The sequence below is a fragment of the Amycolatopsis eburnea genome, assembly GCF_003937945.1.
Classification (GTDB): domain Bacteria; phylum Actinomycetota; class Actinomycetes; order Mycobacteriales; family Pseudonocardiaceae; genus Amycolatopsis; species Amycolatopsis eburnea.
The window spans coordinates 57,732-76,092 of the sequence record NZ_RSEC01000033.1 but is presented as its reverse complement, the minus strand read 5'-3'; the positions used below and the strand labels follow the sequence as shown (position 1 = coordinate 76,092).

15 protein-coding genes are annotated in these 18,361 nt (G+C 72.0%); 7 read left to right on the top strand and 8 right to left on the bottom strand.

The features are described from left to right. Positions 1-2 precede the first annotated feature (2 nt). The 6 genes from EIY87_RS10930 to EIY87_RS10905 are packed head-to-tail and all read left to right on the top strand — an operon-like array spanning position 3 to position 8,511. Positions 3-962: an ABC transporter permease gene (locus tag EIY87_RS10930; protein ID WP_125307580.1), complete on the top strand. Its 960-nt coding sequence runs from the start codon at positions 3-5 to the stop codon at positions 960-962. Continuing rightward, a complete protein-coding gene (locus EIY87_RS10925; RefSeq protein ID WP_125307579.1) occupies positions 959-2,863 on the top strand; it encodes a dipeptide/oligopeptide/nickel ABC transporter permease/ATP-binding protein in 1,905 nt (634 codons plus the stop codon). The genes EIY87_RS10930 and EIY87_RS10925 overlap by 4 nt, the downstream gene beginning before the upstream one ends. Further along, complete coding sequence (locus EIY87_RS10920) at positions 2,860-3,798, top strand: oligopeptide/dipeptide ABC transporter ATP-binding protein (RefSeq protein WP_125307578.1); 939 nt, start codon at positions 2,860-2,862, stop codon at positions 3,796-3,798. The genes EIY87_RS10925 and EIY87_RS10920 overlap by 4 nt, the downstream gene beginning before the upstream one ends. Next, positions 3,798-4,721: a dihydrodipicolinate synthase family protein gene (locus EIY87_RS10915; RefSeq protein ID WP_125307577.1), complete on the top strand. Its 924-nt coding sequence runs from the start codon at positions 3,798-3,800 to the stop codon at positions 4,719-4,721. Before EIY87_RS10920 ends, EIY87_RS10915 begins: the two co-directional genes overlap by 1 nt. Next, positions 4,721-6,682, top strand: coding sequence for a beta-galactosidase (locus EIY87_RS10910; protein ID WP_125307576.1), 1,962 nt, complete (start codon positions 4,721-4,723; stop codon positions 6,680-6,682). The genes EIY87_RS10915 and EIY87_RS10910 overlap by 1 nt, the downstream gene beginning before the upstream one ends. Positions 6,683-6,684: 2 nt before the next feature. Next, a complete protein-coding gene (locus EIY87_RS10905) occupies positions 6,685-8,511 on the top strand; it encodes a sialidase family protein (RefSeq protein ID WP_225439819.1) in 1,827 nt (608 codons plus the stop codon). Positions 8,512-8,517: 6 nt separating this feature from the next. Here the strand turns inward: EIY87_RS10905 and EIY87_RS10900 are convergent, their stop codons facing one another. From EIY87_RS10900 to EIY87_RS10890, 3 genes are all read right to left on the bottom strand, one after another. Next, on the bottom strand, positions 8,518-9,855 hold the full coding sequence (locus EIY87_RS10900; protein ID WP_125307574.1) for a protein kinase domain-containing protein: 1,338 nt from the start codon (positions 9,853-9,855) through the stop codon (positions 8,518-8,520). A 272-nt stretch (positions 9,856-10,127) separates the two neighbouring features. Further along, positions 10,128-10,586, bottom strand: a complete 459-nt coding sequence (locus tag EIY87_RS10895) for an HNH endonuclease (RefSeq protein WP_225439818.1) — start codon at positions 10,584-10,586, stop codon at positions 10,128-10,130. Positions 10,587-10,646: 60 nt separating this feature from the next. Next, entirely contained in the window at positions 10,647-11,573 is a 927-nt protein-coding gene (locus EIY87_RS10890; RefSeq protein WP_125307573.1) for an alpha/beta hydrolase family esterase, read from the bottom strand. A gap of 140 nt (positions 11,574-11,713) precedes the next feature. Between EIY87_RS10890 and htpG the strand changes: the two genes are divergently transcribed. Then, positions 11,714-13,609, top strand: coding sequence for a molecular chaperone HtpG (gene htpG, locus EIY87_RS10885; protein ID WP_125307572.1), 1,896 nt, complete (start codon positions 11,714-11,716; stop codon positions 13,607-13,609). 190 nt (positions 13,610-13,799) lie between these two features. Here the strand turns inward: htpG and EIY87_RS10880 are convergent, their stop codons facing one another. The 5 genes from EIY87_RS10880 to EIY87_RS10860 all read right to left on the bottom strand — a co-directional run bounded on the left by EIY87_RS10880 (position 13,800) and on the right by EIY87_RS10860 (position 18,359). Continuing rightward, the gene (locus EIY87_RS10880) at positions 13,800-15,233 is read right to left on the bottom strand and encodes a glycoside hydrolase family 76 protein (RefSeq protein ID WP_125307571.1); all 1,434 of its coding nucleotides are present in this window, start codon (positions 15,231-15,233) and stop codon (positions 13,800-13,802) included. 95 nt (positions 15,234-15,328) lie between these two features. After that, positions 15,329-15,952 (bottom strand): cupredoxin domain-containing protein, encoded by a 624-nt coding sequence (locus tag EIY87_RS10875; RefSeq protein WP_125307570.1) that lies wholly within the window; start codon positions 15,950-15,952, stop codon positions 15,329-15,331. After that, positions 15,949-16,401 carry a hypothetical protein gene (locus EIY87_RS10870; RefSeq protein WP_125307569.1) on the bottom strand — a complete coding sequence of 151 codons (453 nt, stop codon included), beginning with the start codon at positions 16,399-16,401 and terminating at the stop codon, positions 15,949-15,951. Before EIY87_RS10870 ends, EIY87_RS10875 begins: the two co-directional genes overlap by 4 nt. Before the next feature lie 65 nt (positions 16,402-16,466). Beyond that, entirely contained in the window at positions 16,467-17,423 is a 957-nt protein-coding gene (locus EIY87_RS10865) for a cupredoxin domain-containing protein (protein WP_125307568.1), read from the bottom strand. A 27-nt stretch (positions 17,424-17,450) separates the two neighbouring features. Then, the gene (locus EIY87_RS10860; RefSeq protein WP_125307567.1) at positions 17,451-18,359 is read right to left on the bottom strand and encodes a copper resistance D family protein; all 909 of its coding nucleotides are present in this window, start codon (positions 18,357-18,359) and stop codon (positions 17,451-17,453) included. Positions 18,360-18,361 lie beyond the last annotated feature (2 nt).

Genomic DNA, 18,361 nt, shown 5'->3' with positions numbered 1-18,361 from the left:
CCGTGGCCGTCGTCGTGCGGATGCTGCTGAGCCGCATCCTCGCCCTCATCCCGCTGCTGCTCGGCGTGATCCTGTTCGTGTTCGTCGTGATGCGGTTCGCGCCGGTAGACCCGGCGCTGGCCGCGTTCGACGGCGCGAACGCCACCGCCGAGCAGCTCCAGCAGTTCCGGCTCGAGAACGGGCTGCTGGACCCGCTGCCGCTGCAGTACGTCCACTTCGTCTGGCACCTGGCCCAAGGCGACTTCGGCACCAGTGTGATCACCAAGCAGCCGGTCGGCGACACGATCGCCACCGCGTTGCCGCTGACCGTCCAGCTGACCCTGCTCGGCCTGGTCATCGCGCTCGTGACGGCGCTCGTGCTCGGCGTGACGTCGGCGCTGTTCCGCGACCGCTGGCCGGACAAGGTGATCCGCGTGGTCACCCTGGCCGGGGTCGCCGCGCCGGCGTTCTGGGTGGCGCTGCTGCTGGTGCAGTGGCTCGCCGTCGGCCAGGGCCTGTTCCCGACCAGCGGGTACGTCAGCCCGGCCGACTCCTTCGGCGGCTGGCTCAACTCGCTGGCGCTGCCCGCGGTCTCCCTCGCGCTGCCGGTGGCCGCCCAGCTGACCCGGGTGATCCGGACGTCGATGGTCGAGGAACTGGACAAGGACTACGTCCGCACCGCGCGCGGCGGCGGCCTGCCGCCGGTGGTGGTGATCGGGCGCAACGTGCTGCGCAACGCGCTCGTCACCCCGCTCACCGTGCTCGGCCTGCGGGTCGGCTACCTGCTGGGCGGCGCCGTCGTCATCGAGACGATGTTCGCGCTGCCGGGGATGGGGCAGAACATGATCCAGGCCGTCACCGACGGCGACACCGCCAAGGTGCAAGGCTTCGTCATCACGATCGCCATCGGGTTCGTGCTGGTCAACCTGATCGTCGACGTCCTGTACCTGATCGCGAACCCGCGCCTGCGGAGCCACGCGTGAAGCGGCTGCGCGGGGGCTGGCCCGCGCTCGCGATCCTCGGCGTCCTCGTGCTGGTCGCCGTGCTCGGCACGCTCGTGGCCACGCACAACCCGGACGCGCTGAGCACCGACACCGGCGGCCCGAGCGGCGCGCACTGGTTCGGCACCGACACCTCCGGGCGCGACATCTTCTCGCGGCTCGTCGCCGGCACGCGCTGGTCGCTCGCCATCGGCCTGGGTGCGGTGGCGCTCGCGCTCGTGGCCGGTGCGGTGATCGGGGCGTTCGCCGCGACCTCGCACCGCCGGGTGGACGCGGTGATCATGCGCGTCCTGGACGTCGTCATGGCGTTCCCGGGCATCGCGCTGGCTGCCGTGCTGGTCGCGGTGTTCGGCCACGGGATCCTGGTGCTGATCCTGGCCATCGGGTTCCTGAACACGCCGCCGGTGGCGCGGGTGATCCGGGCGAACGTGCTGGCCCAGTACGGCGAGGACTACGTCGCGGCCGAACGCGTCATCGGGGCGAAGCGGTTCTTCGTGCTGACCCGGCACGTCGCCGTCAACTGCGCCGCCCCGGTGCTCGTCTACTGCACGGTCACGGTGGCCGACGCGATCGTGTTCGAGGCGTCGCTGTCGTTCATCGGCGCGGGCATCCAGCCGCCGGACCCGTCGTGGGGCTCGGTGCTCGCCGACGGCAAGGACCTGGTGCTGACCGGCGGCTGGTGGGCGACGCTGTTCCCCGGCCTGCTGATCCTGATCACCGTGCTGGCGCTCAACATCCTGTCCGAACGCATCTCCGACGCCTGGGCCGCGCCCTCGGCCCGCGCGGTCAAGGCGGCCGAAGTGGCGAAGGCCGTCGAAGCCCGCGACGACGCCGACACCGCGCCCGTGCTGCCGATCGCCGGCCTGCGGGAGGCGGGGGAGCGGCTCGCCCGCACCGCCCGGTCCCTCGACCACCGCGAAACCGTCCTGGAAGTCGACCGGCTGCGGATCGCCTTCCCCGGCCGCCACGAGGGCGTGGACGTCGTGGACGGCGTCTCCTTCAGCGTCCGCTCCGGCGAAGTCCTCGGTCTCATCGGCGAATCCGGTTGCGGCAAGACGCTCACGGCGCTGTCGATCCTCGGCCTCCAGCCACCGACGGCCAAGGTGTCGGGGCAGATCCGCTTCGCCCAGCGCGACCTGCTGAACCTGCGCCCGGGCGAACGACGGCGGCACCTCGGCCACGACATCGCGATGATCTACCAGGACGCGCTCAGCTCGCTCAACCCGGCGATGACCATCCGCGCCCAGCTCAAGCAGTTCACCCGCCGTGGCGGCACCCGCACCCCGGCCGAGCTCCTCGAACTGGTCAACCTGGACCCCGAACGGACACTGCGGGCGTACCCGCACGAGCTGTCCGGCGGCCAGCGCCAGCGGGTGCTGATCGCGATGGCGCTCTCGCGGGACCCGAAGCTGATCGTCGCCGACGAGCCGACCACGGCCCTCGACGTCACCGTGCAGGCCCAGATCATGGCGCTGCTGCTGCGGCTGCAGGAGGAACTCGGCTTCGCGCTCGTCCTCGTCTCGCACGACCTGGCGCTGGTGTCCGAGATCGCCGACCGGGTCGTCGTGATGTACGGCGGGCAGGTCGCCGAGCTGGGCGCGACCGCCGAGGTCGTCGGCTCGCCCCGGCACCACTACACGCGCGGCCTGCTCAGCGCGGTGCTGTCGCTGGAGGAGAACGAGGCCCGGCTCACGCAGATCAAGGGCGTCGTCCCGGCCCCGGCGGAGTTCCCGGCCGGCTGCCGGTTCGCCGACCGCTGCCCGGCCGCGCGCGCCAAGTGCCGCGAAGAGACGCCGGTCCGCTTCGGGGAGCCGGTCGCCCACCTCGTCGCCTGCCACTTCCCGGCGGTCGACACCGCGCGCGAGAAGGAGGCGACGGCGTGAACCTCCTGGAGGTCGACGGCGTCCACGTCGTCCACAAGATCCGCGGCCGCGGCCTGTTCGGCCACGAGCACGTGTACGCGCTGACCGACGCCCACCTCGTCGTGAACCCGGGCGAGACGATCGGCGTCGTCGGCGAGTCCGGCTGCGGCAAGTCGACGCTGGCGAAGGTGATCGTCGGGCTGCAGCGGCCGACCGGCGGGAGCGTCCGGTTCCGCGGGCAGCCGCTGACGTCCGGGCGCGAGATCGGCATGGTGTTCCAGGACCCGGCCACCGCGCTGAACCGGCGGCTGGCCGTCGCCAAGATCATCCGCGACCCCCTCGACGTCCACCGGGTCGGGACGACGGCCGAGCGCGACGCGCGCGTCCGCGAACTGATGGGGCTGGTCGGCCTGCCGTCCAGCGTCGCCGACGCCGTGCCCGGGCAGCTGTCCGGGGGCCAGCGGCAGCGCGTCGCCATCGCGCGTGCGCTGGCGTTGCGGCCGGCCTTGCTGGTCGCCGACGAGCCGACGTCCGCGCTCGACGTCTCGGTCCGCGCCCAGATCCTCAACCTGCTGCTCGACCTGCGCGAACAGCTGGAGCTGGCGATGGTGTTCGTCTCCCACGACATCCAGACCGTGGCGAAGATGAGCGACCGGATCGTCACGATGTACCTGGGCCGGATCGTCGAGGAGGCGCCGGTGGGGGCCGCGCCCCGCCACCCCTACACGCGGGCGCTGTTCTCCACGACGCCCAGCCTGCTGCACCCGGTCGAGCCGATCGTGCTCACCGGCCCGGTGCCGTCCTCGACCCGCCCGCCCAGCGGGTGCCCGTTCCGCACCCGCTGCCCGAAGGCCACCGGCGAGTGCGCGGCCGAGCTGCCGCCGCTCGCCGCGGCCGACGGTGGCCACACCTACCGCTGCATCCACCCAGAGACCCCGACCGGAGTGAGCCCCTGATGCCGAAGTTCGCCGGAATCGTCCCGCCGCTGTGCACGCCGTTCAACGACGACTTCAGCGTGGACACCGAATCGCTGCGGCGCCACGTCGAGGTCCAGCTCGACGCCGGCGTCCACGGCGTGTTCGTCCTCGGCTCCTCCAGCGAGGTCGCCTTCCTGCCCGACGCGCAGCGCCGCGTCGTCGTCGAGACGGCGGTCGACCAGGTCGCCGGCCGCGTCCCGGTGCTCGCCGGCTGCATCGACATGACGACGCTGCGGGTCGCCGAGCACATCCGCGCCGCCGAGGCCGCCGGGGCCGACGCCGTCGTCGTGACCGCGCCCTACTACACCCGCACGCACGTCGCCGAGATCGACCGGCACTTCCGCCTGCTGCGCGAACGCACGGCGCTGCCGATCGTCGCCTACGACATCCCGGTCGCCGTGCACACGAAGCTCGACGGCGGGCTGGTGCTCGACCTCGCCGCCGACGGGGTCATCGCCGCGCTCAAGGACTCCAGCGGCGACGAAGCCGCGTTCCGGGCCGTGCTGCTCGGCAAGCGCGACCGCGGCCTCGACGACTTCGCCGTGTTCACCGGGTCCGAATTGGTCGTGGACGCGGCGCTGGCGATGGGCGCCGACGGCGCCGTGCCCGGGCTCGGCAACGTCGACCCGGTCGGGTACGTGCTCATCCACGACCACTTCAAGTCCGGCAACCTCGCCGCGGCCCGCCGCGAGCAGGAACGCCTGATGAAGCTGTTCTCGATCACGGCGGTGGCACCGCCGAGCCGGATGGGCCGCGGCTCGGCCGGGCTCGGCGCGTTCAAGGCCGCGATGAAGCTGCGCGGGTTCGTCGACAACGCCGTGATGGCGCCGCCGCAGCTGCCCCTCAACGACGAAGAGCTGTTGCTGATCAAGGAAAAGCTCGTCGAGGCGGGCTTGCTCTGATGATCCGCTACGGTGCCGACTACAACCCGGAGCACTGGTCCGAAGAGGTCCGCCGCGAGGACCTGAAGCTGATGGCCGAAGCGGGCGTCACGATGGTGACCGCGGGGATCTACTCGTGGGCCGCGGTCGAGCCGCGGCCGGGGGAGTACGACTTCGGCTGGTTCGACGACGTCATGGCCGGCCTGGCCGGTGCCGGGATCCAGGTGTGCCTGGCGACGATGACGGCATCCCCGCCGCCGTGGCTGTCCCGGCTGCACCCGGAGATCCTGCCGGTGCGCGCCGACGGCGTCCGGCTGTCCCCCGGCGCGCGGCAGCAGTTCTGCCCGTCCAGCCCGGTGTACCGCTCGCACGCCGCGCGGCTCGTGACGGAGCTGGCGACCCGGTACGCGGGCCACCCCGCGCTGGCGATGTGGCACGTGGGCAACGAGTTCGGCTGCCACATCCGGGCCTGCCACTGCGACGAATCCGCCGCCGACTTCCGGCGCTGGCTGGAGGAGCGCTACGGCACGCTCGAAGCGCTGAATGACGCATGGACGACGACGTTCTGGTCCCAGCACTACGCCGAGTGGGAGGAGATCCTGCCGCCGCGCGTGGCCCCGACGTTCCCGAACCCCGCGCAGCAGCTGGACTTCCACCGGTTCTCCTCCGACGCGCTGCTCGAGTGCTTCCTGACCGAGCAGCGCGTGCTGCGACGGGTCACCCCGGACGTCCCGATCACCACCAACTTCGTCGGCCTGGTGCAGAAAGCCCTCGACTGGCACACGTGGACCCCGCACGAGGACGTCGTCAGCCTCGACTCCTACCCCGATCCCTACGACCCTCGCGCCCACGTCGAAGCCGCGTTCGCGTACGACCTCGTCCGGTCCACGAAGGACCAGCCGTGGCTGCTGCTGGAGCAGGCGCCGAGCGCGGTGAACTGGCGCTCCCGCAACAGTCCCAAGCCGCCGGGCGCGATGCGGCTCGGCAGCTGGCAGGCGATCGCGCAGGGCGCCGACGCCGTCCTGTTCTTCCAGTGGCGGCAAACCAGCGGGGGCGCGGAGAAGTTCCACTCGGCGATGGTTCCCCACGGTGGCCGGGACACCCGGACGTTCCGCGAGACCTCTTCGCTGGGAAGGGAACTGGCCCGCGTACCCGAGCTGGCCGGGACTCGCGTGCGCGCCGACGTCGCCCTGCTGCACGACTGGCCGAGCTGGTGGGGTCTGGAACTCGACTCGCACCCGGCGTCGCTGGAGCAGCTGGAGACGCACCTCGCGCACTACGCGCCGTTGTTCGACGCCAACGTCACCTGCGACGTCGTCCACCCCGCCCGCGATCTTTCGCGGTACAAGCTGGTCGTCGTGCCGAACCTGTACCTGCTGGAGCAGGCGGCGGCCGACAACCTGCGCGCGTACGTCGACGGCGGCGGGCACCTGCTGGTGTCGTACTTCTCCGGGATCGTCGACGGCTGCGACCGCGCGTACCTCGGCGGGCACCCGGCGCCGCTGCGGGACATCCTCGGCCTGCGGGTCGACGAGTTCTGGCCGCTGGACGACTCGATCGCGCTCGACTTCGCCGACGGGACAACGGGTTCCGGGACGATCTGGGCCGAGTGGATCGAACTCGAAGGTGCCTCGGCCGTCGCGTCCTTCGGCTCGGGTGAGCTGATCGGGCGGCCCGCGATCACCCGGCACGAGTTCGGCGACGGCGTCGCGTGGTACGCCGGCACGCGGCCCGATCTGGGCCCGCTGCTCGGCCGCGTGTGCGCGGAAGCCGGGGTGACCCCGGTGCTCGAGGCACCGCCGGGTGTCCAGGCGGTCGTCCGGCACGGCGAGGAAAGCGCTTACCTGATCCTGCTCAACCACGGCACCGAGCCGGTCACCGTCGACCTGCCGCGCCCCGCGCCGGACCTGCTCACCGACCCGTCGCGGCCGGTGCGGGAGGTCCGGCTCGCCCCGCGAGGTGTCGCCGTCCTGAAGGGATGAGAATGAGAAGACTGGGGAACTGGGCCGCGCTGGTGGCCCTGGCGGCGGGCTCGCTGCTCGCCGTGAGCCCGGCGCAGGCCGCGCCGTCGTTCGACCAGCAGGTGCTGTTCAAAGCGGCGCAGGACCCGGGGTACAGCTGCTTCCGGATCCCGGCCGTCGTCAAGTCCACGCACGGCACGCTGCTCGCGTTCGCCGAGGGCCGCATCGACAACTGCGGCGACACCGGCGACATCGACCTCGTGCTCAAGCGGTCCACCGACGGCGGCCGGACGTGGTCGCCGCTGCAGGTGGTCAACCGCGGTGGCGGGGACACCCACGGCAACCCCGTGCCCATTGTGGACAGCCGCACCGGGCGGATCGTCCTGATCACGACGTACAACAAAGGCCGTGACGACGACAAGGGCTGCGACGTCCCGTGCCCGCGCACGCCGCACTCGCAGTACAGCGACGACGACGGCCTGACCTGGTCCACGCCGGTCGACATCAGCGCGCAGGCGAAGCTGCCGGGCTGGGACTCGTGGTACGCCTCCGGCCCGGTGCACGGGATCCAGCTGGCCCGCGGCCCCCACGCGGGCCGGCTCGTGTTCGGCGTCAACGCGGAAACCAGCGACGGCACGCATTCGATCGAGAACCACGCGGGGCTCGTCTACAGCGACGACGGCGGGCGCACCTGGCGCGTCGGCGCGGTGAACAGCTACCCGCACCCGGTCGGCGGGACGTACACGCAGAAGCCGTCCGAGGTGACCGTCGTCGAACTGGCCGACGGTTCGATCTACGCCGGCGGCCGCGAGCAGGGCGGCACGGACATCGGCAACCGCGACTACGCCATCAGCCGCGACGGCGGCGAGTCGTTTTCCCAGCCCTTCACGACCATTCCCGACCTGGTGACCCCGATGGTGCAGGGCTCGATCCTGCGCGTCGGCAACCGGCTGCTGTTCTCCTCGCCGTCGGACACCGACCGGCGGCGCTGGATGATGATCCGCTCGTCGTACGACGGTGGCCGGACGTGGGAGAACGCCGAGCAGGGCACGCGGATCACCACGGACTGGTCGGGGTACTCGGACCTGGTGCAGATCGGCGGCCCGGAGATCGGGCTCCTGTACGAAGGCGGCGCGGTCGACGCCCGTGACGAAATCCGCTTCGCGCGGTTCGACGAGTCCTTCCTGGGGTGGCACAACTCCGCGGGACCGGCCACCCCGGACGTTTCGGGACACGCGGACGCGCGGGTCCTCGGCGGTGCTTCCGTTGCGGCGGGCCGGTTCGGCGGCGCGGTGACGCTGGACGGCGTCGACGACTACGTCCGCGTGCCCTACGACCCGGCGCAGCCCCCGGGCGACGGCGACCTGACCTGGACCGGCTGGTTCCGCTACGGCGCCACGAAGGGCAACCAGGTGCTGTTCTGGCTCGGCGGGATGGGCGGCACCGCACCGCAGCTGTGGCTGCGCGGCGAACCGGCGAACCACCGGCTGCTCGCGATGATGACCACGGCCGCCGGGAGCGCGTCGGTCGCGACGACGCAGGCGTACGACGACCAGGCGTGGCACCACGTCGCGCTGGAGCGCACCGGCGGGCAGCTGCTGCTGTGGGTCGACGGCGCGCAGGTCGCGTCCGGTGCCGCGGCGGCGGGTTCGGTGAGCCAGACGGTGTCGTTCCAGCTGCAGCTCGGCCAGCGGCTGGACAACCAGTTCCGCTGGAACGGCTCGTTCGACGAGGTCCGGTTCTACCGCCGGGCGCTGACGGCGGCCGAGCTGGACGCGATCCGGGTGTCGAACGCGCCGGTCCCGGCGGGCCAGGTGCTGCGGCTGCCGTTCGACCGGCTCCGCGGCTGAGGTGGTTCAGAGGGTCCGGCAGGTGACGGCCGGGCGGCCCGCGTCGCTGCTCTGGGCCAGTGCGATGAAGCCGAACGTCGTGCTGGCGCCCGCGTCGAGCTTGGCGTTCCAGGCCGCGTTGCCGACCGTCACCGTCGGGCCGTCCACCGTGTAGTCGCCATTCCACAGGCCCGTGATGTGGTGGCCGCCCGGGAGGGTCCAGCGGACGCTCCAGCCCGAGAGGTCCTCGTCGTGGTCGTTGCGGACCGTCACCTGCACCTGGTAGCCGCCGGGCCAGGAGTTCGTCACCTCGTAGCTGGCCGCGCAGCCGAGGTCGGCGGTCGTCGGGGTGGGCGGCGGCGGGGACGTGACCGGCGCGGCGACCACCGGGGTCGCGTCGGGGACCAGCGCGGTCCCGATGAGTACCCCCGCGGCCAGCAGGACGGCGCCGGCCGCGGCGGCCAGTACCAGGCGGCGCCGGGGACGCCGGACGCGCAGCAGCCGCGTGCCGGTGCGGGGCCTGGGCCGCGGGGGCGGCAGCGGGCGGCCGTCGGTGACCGCCTCGAACAGCTGCTGGACCTCGGCCATCGAGGGGCGCGCCGCCGGGTCGCGCTGGAGCATCCGGGTGAGCACCTCGGCGAGCGGGCCGTCGTGCCGGGGCGGCGTGACGTCTTCGCGGGCGACGCGCAGGAGCAGGGCGATCGCGTTGTCGTCGGTGCCGAACGGGGGAGTGCCTTCCAGCGCGCGGTAGAGCGTCGAGCCGAGGGAGAAGACGTCGGCGGGGAAGCCCGCCTCGCGGCCGTTGGCGACCTCGGGGGAGAGGTAGGCGGGGGTGCCGGCGATGAACCCGCCGCCGGTCACCGTGCCTTCGCCGGTCGCCCGGGAGATGCCGAAGTCGGCGATCTTGGCGACGCCGTCCTCGCCGATGAGGACGTTGCCGGGCGTGACGTCCCGGTGCACGATCCCTTCGGCGTGCGCGGCGGCGAGTGCCGAGGCGGCTTGCCTGCCGATGCGCGCGACGTCGCCGGCGGGCAGGCTTTCGCGGTCGAGGAGGATCTCGGCCAGGCTGCGCGAGGGCAGGTATTCCATGACCAGGTACGGCTCGCCGTCCTGCTCGACGACGTCGTGCACGGTGATGGCGTGCGGGTGCCGCAGGCGCGCGGTGAGCCGGGCTTCGCGCAGGGCACGCTGGGTCGCCTCTTCCCCGGCGGCCTGCCCGATGGCGGCGTCGTAGTCCAGCTGCTTGACCGCGACGACCCGGTCGAGCCGCTCGTCACGCGCCCGCCAGACGACACCCATGGCACCCTGGCCGACCCGTTCGGCCAGCCGGTAGCGCCCGGCGATCAGCTCTCCTGCGTCGGTCACGACGACCTCCCGGCCTCCCCCGGAACACACGGATCCAGGGCACGATCGGTTCGAGCTTATCGAGCGGCGCGCGGTGGTGCCGAGGAGCGGCCCGCCCGCCGCCGCAGGGCGAGCTGCCGCGCGGGGCGGGCGGCGGCATCCGGAACCGGAACACCAGGCCCAGCAGCCACATCTGTCACCGGCCACACCGGCCAGCCGGTCGGACACGACTGAGCCCGGAGCCCTGTCGCCGGACGCGGTGAAAGGGTCGTTCACGACGTCCGGACCCGGGATCACGGCCGGTGCAGCTGGTCCCACGCCGGCACGTACGGCGTGAACCGCAGCTTCATCCCGGCCTCCGCCGGCAGCTTGTCCGCCTTCCGCGCGTTGCAGCTGCGGGCCGTCCCACCGCAGGCGGCGACCGTGTTCAGCCACGACGTCCGCTCACCGCCCCGGCTCAGCGGCACCACGTGGTCGATCGTCGTGGCGCGGGCGCCGCAGTACGCGCAGCGGTGGCCGTCGCGGGTGAGGACGCCGCGGCGGGACCAGCGGGGCGGCTGCGTATATCGCCACTTCATCACCACGTACCGCAGCAACCGCACGATCTTCGGGCGCGGGAACAAGCCGTACGCGAGACCGTCTTCGGCCTCGTGGATCTCCGCCACGCGCCGCACGAGCATGCGGATCGCGTGCGGCACCGAAACGGTCTGCAGCGGTTCGTAACCGGCGTTCAGGACGAGCACCTTCACCATGCACCTCTTTCCTCTCGGCGAAAATCGTCGCCGAGGGGAAAGAGGTGCGTCAATCGTGTTTCACCGCAGGGGATGCGCGCGGAAGAACCGCCAGATGACCGGCGTCGCGTCGATCATCGTCGGCGTCGCGGAATCGTTGTTCGGCTGCGTGCTCGGCCAGACGTGCCCGGCACCTTCGACGCGGTAGTGCTCGAGCGCGCAGCCGAGCCACCGCTGCGCCACCACCCCGGGCACCGGCGTCCACGACACCGGCGTCGGGCGGCAACCGTCCCTTGTGGACCACGCGGCCAGCCAGTCCGGGATGGCGGGCAGGCCCTTGGCCGGGTTGCCGGTGTACGGGATCGTCGTGTCGGCGGTGCCGTGGAAGTCCAGCACCGGCGCCGGGCGGCTCGGGTCGCACGCGCCGCCCTGCGGGTAGAACGCGCCCGACACCGGGGCGAACGCCGCGATCCGGCTCGCCAGCCGGCACGCCAGCACGCCGACGAACCCGCCGCCGTTGGACTTGCCCGCCGCGTAGATCCGGCCGGCGTCGACGCACAGCGTGCGCTGCAGCGAGTTCAGCAGGTCGCTGGTGAACAGGACGTCGTCGGCGGCGGCCGAGTACGGCGCTCCGGTCCAGGCCGACTCGCCGTCGGTGCCGATCAGGCCCTGCGGGTACACCGAGATCGCGTCCAGCGCCGAGAAGCCGGACAACTGCTCCTGGTACTCCGACGTCCGCTTGTGCCCGTGGAACGACAGCAGGAGCGGGTACGGCCGGTATGGGTTGTAGTGCGTGGGCAGGTGGACGGTGTACTCGCGGTCCAGGCCGCCCGAGACGACGTGCCGGGTCGTCGTCGCGCCGGCCGGGAGGCCCGGGGCGCGCCCGCAGCCGGTGGTGCGGACGGGGTGGTCGGCGACGCCCGCCGCGGCGGCGGGAGCGGCGAAGGCGGTGGTCAGGGCACAGGCCGCGGCGAACGCGGCGGCCCACCGGGGAAGGCGTCCGGGCACTCGATCCTCCTTGATCGGCAGCGGGGCGTGGCCAGCATCACACCAGGTCGTGGGCGCTCCTACATTGCGTTCATAAAGTGCGCGGCCGGGCTCGGTAGGATCGACCCACCCTTCGGCCGAGAAACCGGAAAGGACCGGAAGTGACCACCCCGATCGAGACGCTCGAGTTCCAGTCGGAAGCGCGTCAGCTGCTGCAGCTGATGATCCATTCGATCTACTCGAACAAGGACACGTTCCTGCGCGAGCTCGTGTCCAACGCCTCCGACGCGCTCGACAAGCTGCGGCTGGAGTCGTACCGCGACAAGGACCTCGAAGCGGACACGTCCGACCTGCACATCGCGCTCGAGACGGACCCGGCCGCCCGGACGCTGACGGTGCGCGACAACGGCATCGGGATGACCCGCGAGGAGGTCGTCGCCCTCATCGGCACGATCGCCAAGTCGGGCACCGCCGACTTCCTGACCAAGCTGAAGGAGGCGAAGGACGCGGCGGCGTCGCAGGACCTGATCGGCCAGTTCGGCGTCGGGTTCTACGCCAGCTTCATGGTCGCCGACAAGGTCACGCTGGTGACGCGCAAGGCGGGCACCACCGAGGGCGTCCGCTGGGAGTCGACCGGCGAGGGCACGTACACGATCCAGGAGGTCGAGGACGCGCCCCAGGGCACCGCGGTCACGCTGCACCTCAAGCCCGAGGACGCCGAGGACCACCTGTACGACTACACGTCCCCGGCGAAGATCCGCGAGATCGTGAAGAAGTACTCGGACTTCATCACCTGGCCCATCCGGATGGCCGGCGAGGGCGAGGACGCCGCGCCGGAGACCGTCAACTCGATGAAGGCGCTGTGGGCGCGCTCGTCGGCCGAGGTCACCGAGGACGAGTACCACGAGTTCTACAAGCACGTCAGCCACGACTGGCAGGACCCGCTGGAGACGATCCGGCTGCAGGCCGAGGGGACGTTCGAGTACCAGGCGCTGCTGTTCCTGCCGTCGCACGCGCCGATGGACCTGTTCCTGCGCGAGCGCAAGCGCGGCGTCCAGCTGTACGTGAAGCGCGTCTTCATCATGGACGACTGCGAGTCGCTCGTCCCCGAGTACCTGCGGTTCGTCAAGGGCGTCGTCGACGCGCAGGACCTCTCGCTCAACGTGTCGCGCGAGATCCTGCAGCAGGACCGGCAGATCCAGCTGATCCGCCGCCGCCTGGTGAAGAAGGTGCTCTCGACGGTCAAGACGATGATGACCGCCGACACCGAGAAGTACGCGACGTTCTGGCGCGAGTTCGGCCGGGCGGTCAAGGAGGGCCTGCTCGACGACTTCGAGAACCGCGAAGCCATCCTCGAGATCTCGTCGTTCGCCTCGACGCACGACGCCGAGAAGCCGACCTCGCTGCGCGAGTACGTCGAGCGGATGAAGGACGGCCAGGAGCACATCTACTTCATGACCGGCGAGTCGCGCTCGGCCATCGAGAACTCGCCGCACATGGAGGCCTTCCGGGCGAAGGGCTTCGAGGTGCTGGTGCTGACCGACCCGATCGACGAGATGTGGGTCGACGCGGTGCCCGGCTTCGACGGCAAGCAGTTCCAGTCGATCGCCAAGGGCCAGGTCGACCTGGAGTCGGAGGAGGACAAGAAGGCCACCGAGGTCGCTCGCGAGCAGCAGAACAAGGACTTCGAGAGCCTGCTGTCGTGGATGGGCACCGCGCTGGGCGAGGACGTCAAGGAGGTCCGGCTCTCGTCGCGGCTGACGACGTCGCCGGCCTGCATCGTCGGGGACACCCACGACCTGACGCCGACGCTGGAGAAGATGTACCGCGCGATGGGGCAGGAGCTGCCGCCGATCAAGCGCATCCTCGAGCTGAACCCGGAACACGGCCTGGTGACCGGCCTGCGGGAAGCGCACGCGGCGCGGCCGGAGGACGAGGGCCTGGCCGAGACGGCGGAGCTGCTCTACGGCATGGCGCTGCTCGCGGAGGGCGGCGAGCTGGCCGACCCGTCGCGGTTCATCAAGCTGCTGGCGGGCCGGCTGGAGAAGACGCTCTGAGACCGGGGCGGTGCCTTCGCCGACGTCTTGAATGAGTCATTCAGGTCTTCGGAGGTCCTGAATGACTCATTCAAGACACCGCGGACCCGCCCGGCGCGCGACTTTGCCGGTGCCCGGTCGTCCGACGACATGAACGAGTCTTTCACCTCACCGGACGAGATGAACGGGTCGTTCATGACGTCCGGGCCGGTCACGGGGCCGCGTTCATCAGGTCCACGGCGCTCTGCTGCCGGGCCGCATCCGCCTGGTCGAACGGGCCCGCCCACAGCAGCCCGTACGCCTCGGCGCTGTTCCGGTCGTTCGCGTACGCCGAGTTCGCCTGGCGCTGCAGGTATCCGGTGTACGGGTGGTCCGAAAGCGCCGCGTTCAGCACCGCCAGGTCGCGGACGTACACGCCCTTGAACGTCGGGCCGTCCGCGCCGCCGCCACCGGTCGTCTCGCCCGGGTCGCGGAGGATGCCGCCCGGGTTGAGGGAGGTGCTGGTCGTCGACGCGTTCGCCAGCGTGCGGGCTTTCGTCAGCAGCGCCGGGTCGCCGGTCGCGCGGGACAGCTCCGTCAACGCCGCCAGCGGGACGCCCTGGTTGTACGTCCAGGTCGGCTGACCGTTGTTCGCGCAAGCCGACGTCAGGCCGTCGTTGACCAGGTTCGAGCCGTTGATCATCCCGCTGCCCGCGAACCACGCCCACCCCGCGCGGGCGCGGGCCAGGTACACCGTGTCGCCCGGGATGCGGTTGTGCAGGGCCGCGTTCAGCTGGACGTAGAGCGAGTTCGGGATCGCGTTCTTGTAGGTGCGGCCGGTGCTCCACCAGACCCCGCCGCCGCAGACGCCGTCCCAGTAGGCGTACATGTGGTCCGCGTCGGCGCGGGCGGTGTTCAGGTACTTGCCGTCGCCGGTGAGGTCGTAGGCGTCGACCCACGCGAGGCCCCACCAGCCGGTGTCGTCGAGGTAGTCGTTGCGGAACTGGCCGCCCTGCGCCGCGAGGTTCTTCGTGTACGTCGTGTCGATCGCGTAGCGGTAGCTGCCCATGCCGCTGATCCGGGCGTTGTCGATGATCGCGGTCAGCGCGTTGGCCGAGTTCCACCAGCCGGTGGTGTCGAACAGGCCGGTGCCGAGGTTGTACCGCTCCATCAGCGCGGTGGCGGCCGCGGTGCGGCGGTCCCACGCGTTCCACGTCGGGCGCGCCCAGCCGGTGCAGGCGATGCTGCCCGAGCCGGCGGGCTGGCCGCAGGCGCGCAGCAGGCCGACACCGCGGTTGTTCCAGTCGTCGGCGTTGTACATCAGGGTCCGCCAGCCGGTCGCGCCCGACGGCGTCGCGGTGTCGCCGAGCTTGCTGCCCGACGCCCACGTGCGGCCGGCGTCGAACGAGCGGTCCAGCCAGACGTGGTCGCCGGGCGCGCCGCCGGTGATCGCCGCCCAGCCCATGTCGTCGGCGTCGTCGAGGTGCAGCGACAGCCGGCGTCCGCTGATGCTCGCCGAGGCGCCTTCGCGATCGCCCGGGGAGAGAGCGGGATCCCGGGCGTCGCAGTACTTGTCGCAGATCACCGCCGGCGGGGCGACCGGCGACGGGGTCGGGGCCGGGGTGGCGGCCAGGACGACGGTGAGCAGGGGAGCAAGGAGGTTCATCGGTCACCTTCCGCGCTGAAGGGCGATGCCTTTCCTTTGTAAACAGGGAAAACCGGTTGGTCCAGTCCTTTGCCGGACAGGTTCCGGACAGGAATTCACGCCCGCCGCGAGCCGAGCAGGAGCAGGCACAGCACCGCGATCCCGGTGACGAGCCCGGCCACCAGCAGCATGGGGTCCAGGGTCGGCGACGCGGCCGCGGTCGCCTGCTGGACGACGGGCTGCTCCGGCGCGGGCGCGGCGGTGGTCGGGGTGGTGGGCGGTGCCGTCGTGGCCGCCGGGGCCGCGGCGGCGGACGTGGGGGCGGTCGCGGTGGTCCGTGCCGGAGCGGGTTTCGTGGCCACCGGCGTGCTCGCCGGTTTCGGCGGAGCCGTCGTGGCCGCGGGCAGGACCGTCACCGACGCCCGCATGTCCGGGTGCACCGAGCAGTAGTAGGCGTAGGTGCCCGGCTGCCGGAACGTGTAGCTCCAGCTCTGGCCCGCCGACAGCTGCGGGCTCCGGAACGCCACCGGCGCGCTCGTCGTGACGACGTCGTGCGGTGCCTCGTCGTGCTGCATCCAGGTGACCGTGTCACCGACCCGGACGGTCAGCGAGGCGGGGGAGTAGGCGTAGCCCTGCATCATCACCTGCTGCGTCGCCGCGACCGCGGTGGCCGGCGCGGTGACCGGGGCGATGAGGACCAGCAGCAGGCCGGCGAGGACCAGCGCGGCGGTCCGCCTCATCGGACGAACTCGATCGCGATCTCGACGTGCAGCCGGCGGCGGGCCAGCAGCCGCGCGACCCGGCCCGCCTGGCGCGGCTTCCGGCGGGCCGGGAGCACGTGCCCGGCGGCCCAGACGACGACGCCGTGCTCGTCACGGTGCCGGACGTCGCCGTGCAGGCGGACCTCCCGGCCGGCGACGCGGCCCTCGACCACGAAGGGGTCCTCCGCGACTTCATCGGCGGTGAAGGTGAGTTCGCCGTGGAACACCCGGCCCAGCAACGGGATGCCGGTACGCACCGAGCCGTCGAGGGTGACCGTGAACGTCGAGCCGGGGGTCCAGTGCCCATCCGTCGCGGTGAGCCGGCCGCGGACCAGCGGCGGGCGCGGGGAGAGCTCGATGACGCACCGGTCGCGGCGCAGGGTGAAGCCCGTCCCGGGCGGGGCGGGCAGGACGGCGGTGTCGGTCATGGGGGAAGTTCCTCCGGGGGAAGGGGAGGCGGGTGGCCCGGCGCGCACCGGGCCACCCGCCGCGGTCAGCAGCTCGCCTGGTTCAGCAGCGGCGTGAGCACGGTTTCGAGCCACACCGTGTGCGTCTTGACGTACTGGTCGAGGTTCAGCAGGTCGGTCACCTGCTGGCCCAGCGACGTCTCCAGGTGCGCGCTCTTGATGTGCGCGACGATCGGGGCGAGCGTGTCGGTGAGGACCTGGCCGCCCGACCCGTCGAACGCCGGGGCCAGCACGGTCTCCAGCCACACCGTGTGCGTCTTGATGTACTGGTCCAGGTTGAGGATGTCCTGCACCTGCTGACCCGGGGAGGTCTCCAGGTGCGCGCTCTTGACGTGGTCGAGGATCGGCTGCAGGACCGCCTTCGGCACGCAGGAGCCGCCGGCCGGGGTGGACGGCACCGGCATCGAGTGGCTCGGCGCCGAGGTCGGGGCGGACGTCGGGGCCGAGGTCGGCGGGGCGCTGGTCGGCGCAGAGCCGGTCACGGTGACGGTCGCCTTCATGTCCGGGTGGATCGAGCAGTAGTAGGAGTAGGTCCCGGCCTTGGTGAAGGTGTGGCTGAACGTCTGCCCGGTCTGCAGCGTCGGCGAGGTGAACTTCTCCGGCCCGTCGGTGACGACGACGTTGTGCGGGGCGGTGTCGTGGTTGGTCCACGTCACCGTGTCGCCGACGGCGATGGTCAGGCTCGCCGGGGAGAACTTGTACCCCATCGCTTCGACGGATTTCGTCGAGCCCGTGGCGGCCGGTGCGGCCTGTTCCTGGGCCAGGCCCTGGTACAGCGGCACGGCCAGAGGGCTCTGCTTCGCCAGCGCCGCGAGGTCGACGTTCGTGGCTTGCGCCGGCGCCGCCTGCTCACTGGTGCCACCGCGGAGCGTGGCGATGCTGAACAAGGCGGCCGCCAGTGCGAGGATCGCCACGGCGACCGGCCAGTGCCGTCGGCGCCGCACCTCCTCCGGTTGCCCGGGGGAGACGTGGGGGTTGTCCATTGAGGACTCCTTTCGCGGGGTGTGCGATCAGCGGCCGGGGCTGGCCGTGACGAGGAAGCTCGCCGCGAGGAGAACCACGACTACGAGCGTGGTTTCGGCGGCGACGGAGTGGACGAACGGGCGGACGGTGGCCGCGTCCCCGCGCAGGACGACGGCGAAGTCGAGGCGGCGGCCGACCCAGCTGCGGCTGGCCTGCGCGGCGAGGAGCACGACCGCGAGCACGCCGAGCTTGATCAGCAGGGTCTGCCCGTAGGCGGTGCCGAACACCCGGGCCGGGCTGCCGACGGTCTGCCACGCGAGCACCACCCCCGCGGCGACCACCACGGCGACGGAGATCATCGCCAGTTTCGAATAGCGGGGGATCACCGTGGCGAGCTCTTCGGGGTTGCGGCGGGCGAGGACGCCGAACAGCAGCACGGCCAGGCCGCCGATCCACGCGGAAGCGCCCGCGAGGTGGGCGAAATCCGCGACCTGCGACAGCCACGGCCGGGTGCTCTCGGCCGCGTGGCCGGTGAGGCCGGTCGTGCGCAGCAGCCCGAGCACGATCGCGCCGGCCCCGACGCGCCAGGGCAATGCCGTCGCCGCGTCGCGGCCGCGCTGCAGCAGCCAGGCCAGCACGACGCCGCCGAGCAGCCACAGCAGGGCCCTGGCGAACCAGATCCGGCCGAACTGGCTGCCGAGGGCCTGGCCGAGCAGGTCCGGGGCCAGGAAGTCGGCGGCCGGGCGCTGCGCCGCCCACGCGGCCTGCAGGCCGAGCCCGGCGAGGGTGCCGAGCAGGCCGAGCAGCCAGCCCGTCACCAGCACCGAGCGGGCGCCGCGGTGGCCGGCGCCGTCCGGCCAGAGCACGGCGAGGAACAGCAGGCCGCCGGCGAACAGCGTCAGGCCGGCGTAGTCGGTGGTGCGGGCGAGCACGTACCACGCCTTGACGGGATCCACGC

What these genes read in the sequence shown, in the direction of transcription:
- EIY87_RS10915 (WP_125307577.1), top strand. Translation starts at nt 3,798, where the DNA reads ATGCCGAAGTTCGCCGGAATCGTCCCGCCGCTGTGCACGCCGTTCAAC.
- EIY87_RS10910 (WP_125307576.1), top strand. Translation starts at nt 4,721, where the DNA reads ATGATCCGCTACGGTGCCGACTACAACCCGGAGCACTGGTCCGAAGAG.
- EIY87_RS10905 (WP_225439819.1), top strand. Translation starts at nt 6,685, where the DNA reads ATGAGAAGACTGGGGAACTGGGCCGCGCTGGTGGCCCTGGCGGCGGGC.
- EIY87_RS10895 (WP_225439818.1), bottom strand. Translation starts at nt 10,586, where the DNA reads ATGGTGAAGGTGCTCGTCCTGAACGCCGGTTACGAACCGCTGCAGACC.
- EIY87_RS10880 (WP_125307571.1), bottom strand. Translation starts at nt 15,233, where the DNA reads ATGAACCTCCTTGCTCCCCTGCTCACCGTCGTCCTGGCCGCCACCCCG.
- EIY87_RS10875 (WP_125307570.1), bottom strand. Translation starts at nt 15,952, where the DNA reads ATGAGGCGGACCGCCGCGCTGGTCCTCGCCGGCCTGCTGCTGGTCCTC.
- EIY87_RS10870 (WP_125307569.1), bottom strand. Translation starts at nt 16,401, where the DNA reads ATGACCGACACCGCCGTCCTGCCCGCCCCGCCCGGGACGGGCTTCACC.
- EIY87_RS10865 (WP_125307568.1), bottom strand. Translation starts at nt 17,423, where the DNA reads ATGGACAACCCCCACGTCTCCCCCGGGCAACCGGAGGAGGTGCGGCGC.